General features: G+C 64.1%; 11 protein-coding genes. 4 read left to right on the top strand and 7 right to left on the bottom strand.

The features are described 5' to 3' along the window. The first annotated feature begins 182 nt into the window (after positions 1-182). The 4 genes from QIY50_12460 to QIY50_12445 all read left to right on the top strand — a co-directional run bounded on the left by QIY50_12460 (position 183) and on the right by QIY50_12445 (position 7,164). The gene (locus tag QIY50_12460; protein ID WGV22887.1) at positions 183-2,624 is read left to right on the top strand and encodes a TonB-dependent siderophore receptor; all 2,442 of its coding nucleotides are present in this window, start codon (positions 183-185) and stop codon (positions 2,622-2,624) included. Positions 2,625-2,782: 158 nt separating this feature from the next. After that, a complete protein-coding gene (locus QIY50_12455) occupies positions 2,783-3,895 on the top strand; it encodes a PepSY-associated TM helix domain-containing protein (GenBank protein WGV22886.1) in 1,113 nt (370 codons plus the stop codon). After that, on the top strand, positions 3,892-4,068 hold the full coding sequence (locus tag QIY50_12450) for a hypothetical protein (protein ID WGV22885.1): 177 nt from the start codon (positions 3,892-3,894) through the stop codon (positions 4,066-4,068). The genes QIY50_12455 and QIY50_12450 overlap by 4 nt, the downstream gene beginning before the upstream one ends. A 165-nt stretch (positions 4,069-4,233) precedes the next feature. Beyond that, positions 4,234-7,164, top strand: a complete 2,931-nt coding sequence (locus QIY50_12445) for a hypothetical protein (GenBank protein ID WGV22884.1) — start codon at positions 4,234-4,236, stop codon at positions 7,162-7,164. Here the strand turns inward: QIY50_12445 and QIY50_12440 are convergent. The 7 genes from QIY50_12440 to waaF are packed head-to-tail and all read right to left on the bottom strand — an operon-like array spanning position 7,125 to position 14,085. Beyond that, the gene (locus QIY50_12440; protein WGV22883.1) at positions 7,125-8,567 is read right to left on the bottom strand and encodes a lipopolysaccharide kinase InaA family protein; all 1,443 of its coding nucleotides are present in this window, start codon (positions 8,565-8,567) and stop codon (positions 7,125-7,127) included. The two genes, QIY50_12445 and QIY50_12440, sit on opposite strands and share 40 nt — an antisense overlap. Further along, positions 8,567-9,319, bottom strand: coding sequence for a lipopolysaccharide kinase InaA family protein (locus QIY50_12435; protein ID WGV22882.1), 753 nt, complete (start codon positions 9,317-9,319; stop codon positions 8,567-8,569). The genes QIY50_12440 and QIY50_12435 overlap by 1 nt, the downstream gene beginning before the upstream one ends. Then, entirely contained in the window at positions 9,316-10,050 is a 735-nt protein-coding gene (locus tag QIY50_12430) for a lipopolysaccharide kinase InaA family protein (GenBank protein WGV22881.1), read from the bottom strand. The genes QIY50_12435 and QIY50_12430 overlap by 4 nt, the downstream gene beginning before the upstream one ends. Then, entirely contained in the window at positions 10,050-10,856 is an 807-nt protein-coding gene (gene rfaP, locus QIY50_12425; protein WGV22880.1) for a lipopolysaccharide core heptose(I) kinase RfaP, read from the bottom strand. The genes QIY50_12430 and rfaP overlap by 1 nt, the downstream gene beginning before the upstream one ends. After that, positions 10,853-11,977, bottom strand: a complete 1,125-nt coding sequence (locus tag QIY50_12420) for a glycosyltransferase family 4 protein (protein WGV22879.1) — start codon at positions 11,975-11,977, stop codon at positions 10,853-10,855. The genes rfaP and QIY50_12420 overlap by 4 nt, the downstream gene beginning before the upstream one ends. After that, the gene (gene waaC / locus QIY50_12415) at positions 11,977-13,035 is read right to left on the bottom strand and encodes a lipopolysaccharide heptosyltransferase I (protein WGV22878.1); all 1,059 of its coding nucleotides are present in this window, start codon (positions 13,033-13,035) and stop codon (positions 11,977-11,979) included. Before waaC ends, QIY50_12420 begins: the two co-directional genes overlap by 1 nt. Continuing rightward, a complete protein-coding gene (gene waaF / locus QIY50_12410) occupies positions 13,036-14,085 on the bottom strand; it encodes a lipopolysaccharide heptosyltransferase II (GenBank protein ID WGV22877.1) in 1,050 nt (349 codons plus the stop codon). It lies immediately after the preceding gene. Between the last annotated feature and the right edge of the window lie 104 nt (positions 14,086-14,189).

The raw sequence follows: 14,189 nt of genomic DNA, 5'->3' as shown, positions 1-14,189 counted from the left end.
AAGTACCCCACCGTGCTTGAAACCTGTGTGGTACCTGTGGGAGCGGGCAAGCCCGCGAAAGGGCCGGCACAGGCAGAAATCAACTCCAAATAATTCTCGATATTTTTCAGATTCGCCCTGTCACTTTCCAAATCTCGCTCGGCAAGGAAGCAGTAAGCACTTTTCCGTCGAGGAGCCGCTGCATGTCCCGTGCTGTTGATCGTATCCTGTGCCCCGGCCTGATAGCCCTGGCCATCACCGTGGCCGCGCCATTGGCCAGCCCTGCCCTGTTCGCCGCCGAGCAATCCGCTCAGCGCGCCTACGACCTGCCCAGCGCCCCGCTGGCCACCACCCTCAACCAGATCGCCAGCCAGGCCGGCATCGCCCTGGCCATCGACCCGGCACTGGTCAGCGGTCGCACCTCGGCCCCGGTGAGCGGACAGTACGATGGCCTCGGTGCCCTGCAGGCAGCCCTGCGCGGCACCGGCCTGCAGCTGCAACAGAGCAGCGTGGGCAGCTACAGCCTGGTGGCGGTCCCGGACGGTACCCTGGCACTTCCGGAAACCACCGTCGAAGCTGCCAGCATCAGCGAAAGCGCCTGGGGCCCGGTCGAAGGGTACGTTGCCCAGCGCACTGCCGCTGGCACCAAGACCGATACCGCACTGGTCGAAGTGCCGCGCTCGATCTCCGTTGCCACCCGCGAACAGATGAAAGACCGTGGCGTGCACAGCCTCGACGATGCCGTGCGCTACATGCCCGGCATCGTGTCCGCCAGCTTTGGCAGCGACACGCGCTATGACTGGATGCGCGTGCGTGGCTTCGAGCCGACCCAGTTCCTCGATGGCTTGCCGCTGCCACGTGGCGTATATGCCAACCCGAAAGCCGAAACCTGGAATCTCGACCGCCTCGCCCTGTTGCGCGGCCCGGCTTCCTCGATCTATGGCCAGACCCCACCCGGCGGCCTGCTCGACATGGTGAGCCGCCGCCCGCAGGCCGAAAGTGCCCACGAAATCGAGCTTCAATATGGCAGCGACAACCATCGCCAGATCAACTTCGCCAGCACCGGCAAGGTCGACGCCGAAGGCCGCCTGCTGTATGGCGTCAGCGGTGTCATCCGCGACAGCGGCACACAGATCGACCATATCGACAACAAGCGCTACAACATCGCCCCGAGCCTGACCTGGAACATCGACGAAGACACCTCGCTGACCTTCCTCAGCCAGTTCACCCGTGACGATACCGGGGTCACCAGCCAGTTCCGGCCGATTCAGGGCACCAAGATCGACATGCCGTTCGGCAAGATTTCACACCACAAGAACCTCGGCGACCCGGACTACGAGTTCTATGACCGCACCTACTACGCGCTGGGCTACGCATTCGAGCACCGTCTCAATGATGTCTGGCAGTTCCGTCAGAATCTGCGCTATACCAAATCGGAGCTTTCGTTCCAGACGGTTACGGTGAACAGCTACAACCCGGGTTTCGCAGATTTTGGCTTTGTCGTGGACGACGAAGGCAATACCGGCCGCAGCACGACGAACGTGGATGAAGACATCAGCCAGTTCGCCGTCGACAACAACTTCCAGGCCGACTTCAGCACCGGTGCCATCAGCCACACCGTGCTGGTTGGCCTGGATCACCAGCGCACCAACAACAACTTCCTGACGATCTACGGCACTGCGCCAGACATCAACGTGAACAACCCGGCCCACGGTTTACCGATCACCCGCCCGGACCGCTCGAATGCTTATTACGACTATGACCAGAAAACCAGCCAGACCGGCCTGTACGTTCAGGACCAGATGGCACTCGGTAATTGGCGCCTGACTTTGGGCGGCCGGGAGGACTGGGTGCACACCGGCACCAAGTTCTTCAACAAGGGCGATGCCACCAATACCCAGCGTGACAGTAACTTCAGCGGCAACGCTGCAATCAGTTACGTCTTCGACTCCGGCCTTGTGCCTTACCTGTCCTATGCCGAGTCGTTCCAGCCCGCCAGCAAGGCCGACGCAGATCCGACGAACTCGTTCAAGCCAACCGAGGGCAAGCAGTGGGAACTGGGTATCAAGTACCAGCCACCAGGCTCCAGCACGCTGCTTTCGGCTGCGGTGTATGACCTGACACAGAAGAACGTACTGGTCACCAGCAACGATGGAAACACCAGCGTCACCAGCCAGACCGGCGAAGTGAAAGTCCGTGGTCTTGAGCTTGAAGCAGTTTCCGATGTAACCGAAAACCTGAAGGTAATCGCCGCCTACACCCTGGCCAAGTCAGAAGTGCAGGATGGCCAGTTCAAAGGCAACCGCCTGCAGCTGATGCCGAACCAGCAGGCATCGGTGTGGGGCGACTACACCTGGCACTCTGGCGTGCTCGACGGCTTCGGCATTGGCCTGGGTGCGCGATATACCGGCAATACCTATGGCGACCAGGCCAATACCTACCTGGGCAAGGCCAATGCCTATACGGTCTTCGATGCAGCAGTGCACTACGATCTGGGTCGCCTGAGTAGCAGCCTCGAGGGGGCGTCGGTCGCGGTCAACGCAACCAACTTGCTGAACAAGGATTACCTCTCAACCTGTGACTCGTACTACTGCTATTACGGCGACGAGCGCAGCGTTGTGGCCAGCGCCACCTACAAGTTCTGAGCGAGCAAAGGCTGCTTCGCAGTCCAATCGCCGGCAAGCCGGCTCCCATAGATTCAGCGCATTGCCCGAGACCTGCGCTGGCCTTGTGGGAGCTGGCTTGCCGGCGATTGGGCCGCATTGCGGCCCCAGGTTCCCAACAGGCAAACACCGGTACCGTGATGAAAAGCCCAACCATTCGCCGCTGGTCCACAATCCACACCTGGAGCAGCCTGGTCTGCACCCTGTTCCTGCTGTTGCTGGCAGTCACCGGCCTGCCGCTGATCTTCCACCACGAACTCGAACACCTGCTCGGCGACGCGCCCGAACTGCGCGAAATGCCGGCAGGCACCCCACACCTCGACCTGCAGCAGCTGGTGATCAAGGCTGAACAGCACCGCCCCGGCGAAGTCCTGCAGTACTTCGGCTATGACGAAGACGAACCAGACGGCGTGGTCGCCATCACCGCCGCCACCGCCGGCACCGACCCCAACTTGTCGCACACCTTCATGCTCGACGCACGCACCGGCGAAGCCGTGGCCATGCCGGCCGCCAACGGCGGCTTCATGATGCTGATGCTGCGCCTGCACGTGGACATGTTCGCCGGCCTGCCAGGCAAGCTGCTGCTGGCCTTCATGGGCGTGCTGTTCGTCGTGGCGATCATCTCCGGCACCGTGCTCTATGCGCCGTTCATGCGTCGCCTGGACTTCGCCACGGTACGCCACGGCAAATCCCGCCGCCTGCGCTGGCTCGACCTGCACAATCTGATCGGCGTGGTCACCCTGGCCTGGGCCTTGACGGTGGGCATAACCGGTGTGATCAGCGCGCTGTCCGACCTGGTCATCGCCGCCTGGCGCAACGACAGCCTGGCCGCCATGGTCGCGCCTTACCGCGACGCGCCACCGCTCACCCAGCGTGCAACAGCCACTCGCCTGCTGGAGATTGCCGAACAGGCCGCCCCGGGCATGCGCCCGGACTTCATCGCTTTCCCAGGTACGCGCTTTTCCAGCGAACACCACTATGCAGTGTTCATGAACGGCGCCACGCACTTGAGTTCGCACCTGTTCACACCCGTGCTGATCGACGCCCGTACCCTGCAAGTGACTGCAGTCGGTGAACGCCCCTGGTACATGGACGCCATGGGCCTGTCGCAACCGCTGCACTTCGGCGATTACGGAGGCCGACCGATGCAGATCCTCTGGGCAATTCTCGACGTGCTGACCATCATCGTGCTCGCCATTGGCCTGTATCTGTGGTGGGGCAAACAGCGCAAAGCCAAGGAGGCGCGCGCATGAGCCACAAGTCACGACCCGCTTGGCGCATTTTCGCCTGGCCGGCGCTTATTGCATTGCTGGGAGCCCTGGGGCTGTTCGCCGCCTTGCTCGGAAATGGCTGGTGGGATGGGCTGGCCTGGCTAGGCCTGGGCCTGCCCGCGTGGTTTTCGCTACGGGGCCTGTGGCGCCGCTGAGGTAGCCCGCTAACACAGTAGCCCTGGCGCCTTGGCGCAGCATGGTCCGCCCCTGCTACAGGAGACTGACCATGCCGATCCCCCCCCTTTTCCAGACCCTGGATAACCAGCTTGATGCACTGCTCCCACCTATCGAGGGGGTCGAGCACAACCTGGACCTGACGCTTGCGCGACTATTCCCAGGCCTTTCACCTCAATGCCCGCACGCTGTACTTCGGGTCCCAGCCACTGTTGCAGCTAGTGGGTTTCCATCTGTTCGATGGCGGAACCTTCCGCCTGCCCGCAGGCAGTCCGATCAGGCATGCCGACTACCCGGCGCTCAGCCTGCCAGTCGATTTCAACGGCCATATCGACAGCTTTTGCAAAACCATTCGTCAGACGCTTCATGCCCGCCTGGCCGCGTACTGGCTGGAGCCGGACAACAAAGGCCTGACCCGTACCGTGCGCCTTGCCGTGCTGTACCGTGAGCAACTGGATGCGGAGATCCGCCTGCGCACCACCGATCAGACCCTGTCAGCGGCGCATGTGCAAATTTTGAGAACCTACCTGGAACTGCCGCAGCCCTGGCAACGTCGCCACTTGCCGACCACCGCGCGTCCCCAGGCCTATCGCCTGTTGCTCGACAGTACGGCGCCTAACTGGCGCGGCCACGTGCCAGGTTTCCTGGTGCTCACCGAATACGGCGCCGAAGGGCGAATGCTCGATCACCTTGAGCAGGTTGGCCGGGTACTGCTGTGCAGTGCCGCACACGGCATCGAGGCATTCGACAACCTGGCCGACCTGCACACGGAGGTATGCGAGCGCCTGGAAGACCCGCAGCAGAGCGAACACTTGCTGCAACTGATGATTGACCCCGACAACCAGCAAAACGCCCGTCGTTCAGAGCGCCTGCGCTACGACTGGTATACAGAAGACCTGGCCGAATACCTCGCCTCGACCCTGCGCGATGCCCAGGCCAGGCAACTGAGCTACAGCTGGCAACAGGCCTGGAAGCTCGGCAAACAGCGCGATATCGAGCAGCTGGATCTGGCCCTGGCTGCGGCACTTGACATACGGCGCTCCGTCGGAAGCCGCGGTCCGCTAGCCAACCGCTACGGCCTGCTACTCGAAAAGCATCTACCCAACTGGTTACGCGCCACTTCGCAGCAGGGCGTCGCCCACATCATGCAGACCCTGCAGGAGCTGATCGTGGCCATCGAAGCGGCCAGCGCTCCCGGCATCCTCAGCCTGGAACAGTTCAACCACAGGCATTCCCTGCTGAACTGGGTCAACCTTCGCCTGCGCGAATACCTGCAACGCGAACCGGGCCTGGACTGCGACCCGCGTGACATTACCATCAGTGTGACCCTGGCTCGACAGGTCGGGCCGATCATCAACCCGCTACCCCTAGGAAGTACCACGGGCTACGTTCCGGTAGCCAGCCGGCGCCAGGCAGGCGATACCATCGAGTTGGTCAGGCATACCTACCGGCTGGATGAGCTGGCATTGCTGAACATCGCCTGGTTCGACGTGGACTACTGGCTGACCGCGCATGTCCACCTGCACGGTGAAGCGCTGCCAGCGCTCACACCCCTGCGGGTTAAACAGATCGTGCGACGCCTGAATGCGGGCAGTGGCTATCAGGCTTACCTGCGCACCCAACTGCTCGATTCGCCCGAAGGCCGTTGGCGCCAGACGGCCCATGCACAGATCACCCGCGCACGGATGAATGCCGAAGCAGTGAAAGCACGCTATGTCGGCCACTTTCTCACCGACACACTCGAACAGGGCTATGGCTGGGCCAGCACGGTCATCAGCGCCCCGGACAGCCGCGCCCGCCCCTATTTCAACGAGCAGCGCGTGACAGTCCAGCAGCTACTGGTGCAGGGCGACACGCTGATGGGCGTATTGCTGCTGGTTTCGCCAGACCACTCGAAACGTATCGTCGTCTACTGCCCCGACGTTCCGGACCGGCGCTACTGGCGCGAATACAGTGATACCAAGGCGCTGATCCGAGCCATTCGCAGTGACCCGGCATTGCAAGACTACCTGGTCCAGCGCCTGCCACGGGCCAGCGGGAAAAAACTCAAGGAGCGGTTGCACAAAGGCCGGCTGGGCGCGTTGATCACTCGCGATGCCATTACCGGCAACCTGTATCAGGCGCTTTACCGCGCCGAGGTGCAAAGCCTGATGGCCCACACCGATACCGTCACCCGCAGCAATGAAGAACTGCTGGGCGAATTCTCGGTCAACGTGCTCAGGCTCGTGCTGGACATAGTCACGTTCATACTGCCGCAACGGGCATTGATCACCCTGGCATTCGGCCGCATGGCGATCTCCATATGGGACGGCTTCGAGGCCTACGAGCAGGACGACCACGCAAGCGCCTTGCACCATGCTGTCGCTGCCCTTGGCCATGCCACCGCCGGGCTGAACGAAATGGCAGGCTCCAGCCTGATGCGCCGTGCCTTGCGAGGGCTGCCCAAACCACCACCGGTGCCGCTGCCAGGCCATTACGAAACAGCGCCAGTCGCTGCCAGGCTGCGCTACCGGATCGATTCGGCGCATGGCGAGGCCGTCTATGAACAACCGTCAACTTCCCCGGGGCTGAGCCAATACTTCGTACGGGATAGCCTGGGCCGTTACTTCAATGTCAGTTTTGACGGCGCGCGCTGGCGCGCCACCGACCCCGACCAGCCTTACGCCTACCTGAAGCTGCCGATCAGGCGTAACCAGGATGGCAACCTGGTCGTTGATTCTCCGCTGCTCTGGCACGACGGCTTGCCAGACATCGCGCACCTGCTCGAGCAGTGCCGGCTGAAAACCCTGCTTGAGGGCGCTGCGGATGGCGCGGACAACAACCTGTTCAGCTACAACGGCACGTACTACCTGCAGCTGCACAACCAGCAACTGCCGGTGCGGCGCCATCTTCTGGTCGGGCATTATCACCTGATTCTCCCCGACGCCTTGTCTGGCGCAGTACCCGCCTGGGCGGTGCTGCGTCATCAGGACGGCGAATGGCGCATCCGGGTTCGCCAGACCGGCCGCGGCAGCGACTGGCTGGCATTACCCGCGGATTATTCGGCCAGCCTGGGCAGCAGCCGGTCCAGCCGCTGATGCAAAGCACTGCCACTTGGCCAGTTGCGCAGCAACCGCGCCCGGTCACGGGCGTAGGCCGGGGCGAAGCTGAGCTGGGTGGCGTGCTGGCACATGGCATCGAGGTCGATCAGCGACCACTGGCCGTTGTGCCAGAACAGGTTGTGGCCCTTGAAGTCGCCGTGGCTGATGCGTTCGCGGATCAGTTGCTGCATCAAATGGACCAGCGCGTCCACCTGCTCTTCCGGTGCTTCACCATTTTCCACATAGGGCGCGAAGCACTCGGCCAGGTCCGGGCCATCGACATACTCGGTGACCAGGTAGGCACGGCTGCGCAGGCCCATCACCCGCTGCTCAAGCACCGCCAACGGGCGCGGCGTGGCGATGTCGAGGAATTCCAGGCGGTGGCCCTCGATCCATGAATGCCAGGCCCGGCTCGGCCGCCAGAAGCGCTTGAACCAGTGCGCGGTGTTCTTGATGTTGTAGCGTTTGAGCACCAGCGAGCGGCCACCCACTTCAATACGCGCCACACTGGCCGCGCCACCGGTCTTGTACAGGTGGCCCTGGTCGATCAACGCGTCGGCTTGCTCCAGCACCGGCAGCATGGCTTCGACCTCGTTGCGGCGGACCGCCCGCAAGCCGGAAAGGCTGCGCTCGACACTGAACAGGCTGCATTCACGGCCAGCCTTTTCCAGGTAGTCCCTCTGGCGCCAGCTGCGCACCTTGTCCACTTGCTTCTGCAAGGCCTCCAGCGGCAGCGCATGTTCGGCGTTGGCCAGCAGGTAATGCACCAGCAGCTCTTCGATGAACGGTTCCAGGCGCTTGGGCAGCTGGGCGAAGAACACTCCGAGGTTTTCCAGCACACGCGGGCGCGACAGCTGCTGGCCGGGCGTTTCGGCCTTGATGCCGGCGCCGTCGATCAGGTACAGCTTGCCGCCGTGGCGCAGCAGGTTGTCCAGGTGCAGGTCCTCCTGCCAGATGCCCTGGGCATGCATGTGCGCCACCGCAGTGAGCGCCTCGCCCAGCACCATGTGCTGCTCGTCGGCCAGCACCGGCTGGTTTTCCACTGCCGCCCAGGCATCAGCCAGGCTTTCGGCTCCGTCGAGGAACTCGAACAGCAGCCAGCCACCCTCACCGTCCTTGAGGCCGTCTGCCAGCAGCTTCGGCGTGGTCAGGCCTTGCTCGGCCAGCAGCTTCACGCCTTGCAGTTCGCGCTGAAAATGCCGGGCCGCGTTACCACCGACCAACAGCTTGGCCAGCACCGGTGTACCGCGCCACACGCCGGCCCCCACATAGCGCTGGCCCGGCAGCACGCGCAGCAAGCTGAGCAATTGCAGGTCGGCCGTGCCGGCGGCATCGGCCAGGGTGATGCTCAGGGGCAACGAGGGGTTGCGCCCGGCCTCTTTCAATTCAGACAAACGCATCAGCGGGCCTCTTTTTCACGACGGCGTTGCGTCAGGCGTTGCAACCAGGTGTCGACCAGCGTGCCATCGGCCGGCTGCGCCAGGTAGCTGGCCAGCAAGGTACGCACATCGCGTTCGCCCCAGACCGGGGCGCGGCGCAGCAGCGGCTCCAGGTCCTTGAGGCGGTCACGCATGCCGAACAGCAGGGGGCGGGTCTTCTCCAGATCGATCAGCTGCGCGTCCCAGCCTTCGCGGCGCTGGCGCAGGAAGATGTGCTTGGGGTAGAAGCAGCCATGTACCTGGCCGGCACCGTGCAGGGTACGCGCCAGCTGGCCGCAGGCCTGCAGGACGCCGTTGCGTTCAGCATCGCTCAGTTGTGGCCACCGGGCCAGCAGGCTGTCGAGGTCAGCCCATTCGTCCAGGGCGCGAGTCATCAGGATCGCCCGGTGCGTGCCGCCTTGCTTGCGCTCGCCATAGAACACCGCCTGCAAGGCCGGAATCTGCAGCTTCTGGTAACGGCTGATATTGCGGAATTCGCGGGCGAAGGTCGGTTCGCCGAATGGCCGGTGCAGGGTTCGGGTCAGGTAGTCGCTCTGGCGCTTGAGGTAGTAGCCCTTGCCTTCGAGCTCCAGGCGGAACACGCTGCTCCAGCCACCGCGGCCGGTGTTCGGTTCGTCCACGGCGTCCAGTTGCAGCGCCCACAGCGCCTCGAAGTCATCCAGGCCATGGCGTTTGAGCAGCGCGAGGTCCGCGCTGGCCAGGTAATCGGTCATTCCCTTCCCTCGAAAAAGCTCACCACCTGGCGAATGCGCTTCTTGTCACGCACATTCAGCCGGTCGCGGCCACGGTATTGCAGGTAGAAACGCAGGCGCTGGGTTGCCGACAGGTGGTATTTGGCCACTTTGTCCAGGCAGGCCAGGTCCTTGATCATTCGGTGCCGCCACATGAAGCCGCGCCAGAAATCGCCGGTGGGGCAGTCGATGAAGAATAGTGTGCCCTGATCGTCGACCAGCAGGTTGCGCCACTTCAGGTCGTTATGGGCGAAATGGTGCTGGTGCATGACCCGGGTGTGGCGCGCCAGCTGGCTGCTGACATGCCCGACCCAGGCGCGATCGGCCAGGCGCGCATCGTTGCGCTCGGCCAGCGCCGACAGGTCTTCGGTGCGCGGCAGTTCGCGGGTGATCATCGCGCCCCGGCCAAAGGCCAAGCCATTGCGCTCCAGGCCCCAGGCCACCACCTCGGCCGTGGGGATGCCCCACTTGTGGAACTGCTTGAGGTTCTGCCATTCGGCCTTGATTCGCGGCCGACCTAGGTAGCGGCGCATGTGCTTGCCGGCCCCGGTGTAACGCTTGACGTAGTAATTGACCCCGTCACGCGTGATACGCACCACTTCGCTGAGCGGGTCGCGGGTCAGGCGTTCGCCTTGCAGGGCAAATACCGCATCGAGGCTGCCGAAGTCCGCCGCCAGGTGTTCGTAGCCCGGCGCCAGTGTCCACCCCGCCATCAGAGTGCATCCCCATAACGTTGCTTGCGGTCGTAGAGCTTCTGCGCCTTGCGCTCCAGCCAGGCGAGCAGCGCGGCTTCATCCTTCAGGATCTGCCGCAGCGGGCGCTGGAAGTAACCGCGCAGGAAACGCAGCTTGTCGCGCTGGGTCAGGCCGATATCCAGCGCCGAGAAGTACAGCGCGGCCAGGTCCTTGTCACGCCAGCGACGGCTGATTTTCGCCCGGGTTTGCGCGCGGTGCAGGTCGATCACCGACAGTTTGAAGTCTTCCGCCGTCACCGGGCGGTCGGTGTGCAGCAGGAAGTGGCAGATGTAGCAGTCGCGGTGGTTGACCCCGGCGCGGTGCATGCCGCCGGTCATCTTCGCCACCTCGGCGATCAGCGCTCGCTTCAGGCGCGGCTCGGGCGGTTGCCTGACCCAGTCGATGCTGAAGTCTTCCAGGCTGATGGTTGGCGCCAGTTCTTCGGTGATGATGAACGAGTGCTGCGCGGCCGGGTTGCTGCCGCGTTCGCCATAGGCGACGGCAGTCATGGTCGGCACGCCAACCTGGTGCAGGCGCTGGATGGCCTGCCATTCCTGGCCGGCGCCGAGCACCGGCAGCTTGGCGGTAAGCAGGTTCTTGAAGATCTCGCCCCAGCCGATGCCGCGGTGGATCTTGACGAAGAAGCCCTCGCCAGCGACCTCGGTGCGCAGCGTGCGGCGCCCTTCCAGCTCGCGATAGACCTCGCCTTGCAGCGCCTCCACGGCGTCGAAGGCATCACGCCCGGCCCACAGGCGCTTGAACGGGTCGGCCAGTATCAGCTTCATGCAGACTCCTGCCCCAGGATCACGTCGGCGGCATGCTGCGGCATGCTGTACAGATCGGCGGTTTCAGCAAACGCCAGGCCGTTGCGCGACCAGGTGGCGCGGGCCTGCTGGTCTTCGAGCATGCGCTGCAGGTAGCCGTTGAGCTGTTCCTGCTCGAACGGCTCGTCCAGCACCAGGCCGCTGTCGGCCTCGGCAATGTAGTGGGCGTAGCCGCACACCTTGGAGACCAGCACCGGCAGGCCAGCCACCAGCGCTTCGAGCAGCACCGTGCCGGTGTTCTCGTTGTACGCCGGGTGGATCAGCAGGTCGGCGCCCAGCAGGAAGCGCGGGATGTCGCTGCGGCCCTTGAGGAACTGCACCTGCTCGCCCAGGCCCAAGGTAGCGCTTTGCAACTGGAACACCTTGGGGTCGTCCTGGCCGATCACCATCAGCTTCGTTCGCTTGCGCAAGGCAGACGGCAGTGCGGCCAGGGCCTTGAGGCTACGGTCGACGCCCTTGGTCTTGAAGCCCGAGCCAATCTGCACCAGCAGCAGGTCGTCATCGCCCAGGTTGAATTCCTTGCGGAACTCGGCGCGGATTTCGCCGGCATTGGCCGGCGCGCGGCGGTCCTGGGAAATGCCCGGCGGCAAAAGGTGAAAACGCTCCGCCGGGGTGCCGTAGTGCTTGATGAACAGCGGCTGCTGCACTTCGGAAATCATCAGTACTTCGGTGTGGGCGTCCTTGGCGAACACCGCACGCTCGTACTCGGCAAAGTGCCGGTAGCGGCCCCAGCGGCGGTACAGGCCGCCACGCAGGGTCTGCGCCTTGTCCTCGAAGCAGCCATCGGCGGCGTAGTACACGTCCAGCCCAGGCATCTTGTTGAAGCCGATCAGGCGGTCGACCGGGCGCTTGGCCAGGTCGGCGGCCATCCAGGCGCTGAGCTTCTCGTTGCGGCGGTGGTTGAAAATCGCCTTCACCGGCGCCACCAGCACTTCGAAGCCCGGCGGAATGTCACCCTCCCAGATCAGCGTGTACACGCGAATCTGGTGGCCCCGCTTCTGGCATTCCAGGGCAATGCGCATGAAGTCGCGCTGCAGCCCGCCGAAGGGGAAATATTTATAAAGCACGAAAGCCAGTTGCATCAACGGACATCCTCAGCCAGCAGCAACGCGCTCAAGCGGCTCGCCACATGCTCGGGATTCAGGCGAGTGAAGCACAGCGGCCACTCGCGTTTCAGATCGAACCGGCGCAGGTCGTCGGCGCTCGGTTTGTAGGTGCACTTCTTCTGCAGGCAGGGCGCGCAGGGCCAGTCACTGGCCTGGTGAATCTGGGTCCGTCCGTAGGCGCCGGTCAGGCCCGGGTTGGTCGGGCCGAACAGCGAAATGGTGGGCACATCGAGTGCCGCCGCCAGGTGGCCGAGGCCGGTATCGACCGCCACGCAGGCTTTTGCCGCCGCCAACACGCGGGCAACGCCGGCAAGGTTCAATTTGGGGAGTACCTGGCAGTTGTTCAACCCCTGGGCGATGCGCTCGGCCCGTGCCTTCTCGGCCGGATTGCCCCACGGCAGGCGCACCTCAAGCTTGCGCCGGCCCATGCGCTCGGCCAGTTCGCGCCAGTAGGCTTCGGGCCAGTGCTTGGTCGCCCAGGTGGTGCCATGCAGGAACACCACATAAGGGGCGGCCGGCGGCAGTTGCAGGCGCTCGAGGTCGAGGCCGTAGTTGCCGATGCCTTCCGGCAGGTCATAGGCCAGGGCCATGGCGAACAGCTGGCGCACCCGCTCCACCGCGTGCTGGCCGGTTGCAACCGACAGGCGCCGGTCATAGAAGCGGCTGGCCCAGCCTTCGCGGGCCGAGTAACGGTCCAGGCCAGCCACCGGCGCCTTCACATAGCGGGTCAGCCAGGCCGACTTGACCAGGCCCTGGGCGTCGATCACCAGATCGTACTTGCGCTCGCGTACCCGTTGCTTGAACGCCTTCCACTCGCCGCTCTTGATGGTTTGCCAGAGGTTCTTGCGCCAGCGGCGGATGGCCACCGGGATCACCTGGTCGACTGCCGGATGCCAGCCGGGGATTTCAGCGAAGCCTTCTTCCACCACCCAGTCGAAGCGGATGCCCGGGATGGCGTGGGCCGCATCGGTAAGCGCCGGCAAGGTGTGGATCACATCCCCCAGCGACGAAGTCTTGATGATCAGTACCCGCACTTAGTCGACCTCGGCCACGGTATCGATCAGGTCTGGCCCGCTCAGGCCGTGCAGGGCGGCAATGACCTTGCCCGGTTCCAGCAGGCGCAGGCAGTTGTAGTGGCCGAAGCGGCAGGTGCGGTCAAAGCACGGGCTGCACTCGATGCCGGTGCGCACCACTTCGACGTGCTCGGCCAGCGGCGGAGTGAAGCCCGGCGAAGTCGAGCCGTAAACGGCCACCAGTGGGCGGTTCAGGGCTGCAGCCACGTGCATCAGGCCGGAGTCATTGGACACCACTGCATCGGCACAGGACATCAGATCGATGGCTTCGGCCAGCGAGGTTTCCCCGGCCAGGTTGGACGATTCTTCACGCAGCCCCGGGATCAGCCGGTCGCGGATCTGCTCGCCGACCGGGTGATCGTTCTTCGAGCCGAACAGCCAAACCTGCCAGCCCTGGCGGATCATCGCATCGGCCACGCTGGCGTAATGCTCGGCCGGCCAGCGCTTGGCCTCGCCAAATTCGGCACCGGGGCACAGCGCCAGCACCGGGCGGTCCAGCTCCAGGCCGAACTTGGCCAGGGCGGCGTCGCGGCTTTGCGCTTCGATCTGCAGGCTGGGGCGCGGGTACGGCTGCGGCAGCTCGCGGCCCGGCTCATAGGCCAGGGCCATGAAGCGCTCGATCATCAGCGGGTAGCGGGCCTTGTCCAGCTTGCGCACATCGTTGAGCAGGCCGAAGCGCATTTCGCCGCGCCAGCCGGTGCGCTTGGGGATACCGGCGAAGAACGGCACCAGCGCCGACTTCAGCGAGTTGGGCAGCAGGATGGCCTGGTCGTACTGGCCGGCCAGGGACTTGCCGATGCGTCGCCGCGTGGCCAGTTCCAGCGCGCCGTGGCCGAGCGGGAAGCTCAGGGCCTGACGGACCTCGGGCATGCGTTCGAGGATCGGCCGGCTCCACTCGGGGGCCAGCACATCGATCACGCAGTCGGGGTGCTGCTGTTTCAGGCACTGGAACAAGGTCTGCGCCATCACCATGTCGCCGACCCAGCTGGGGCCAATGATCAGTATTCTCATGCTTAGTCCAGAAACGCTCGGGGAGGCTACAGGCTGCGGTACAGCCTGGCCTCCCCTCTTTATATTCAGGCTATTTGGCGGACAGTGTACCACTCACATGGCCC

Source organism: Pseudomonas putida (assembly GCA_029953615.1).
Lineage (GTDB): Bacteria > Pseudomonadota > Gammaproteobacteria > Pseudomonadales > Pseudomonadaceae > Aquipseudomonas.
Note: the sequence above shows the minus strand (reverse complement) of the source record. Positions and strands in the feature narration are given on the sequence as shown.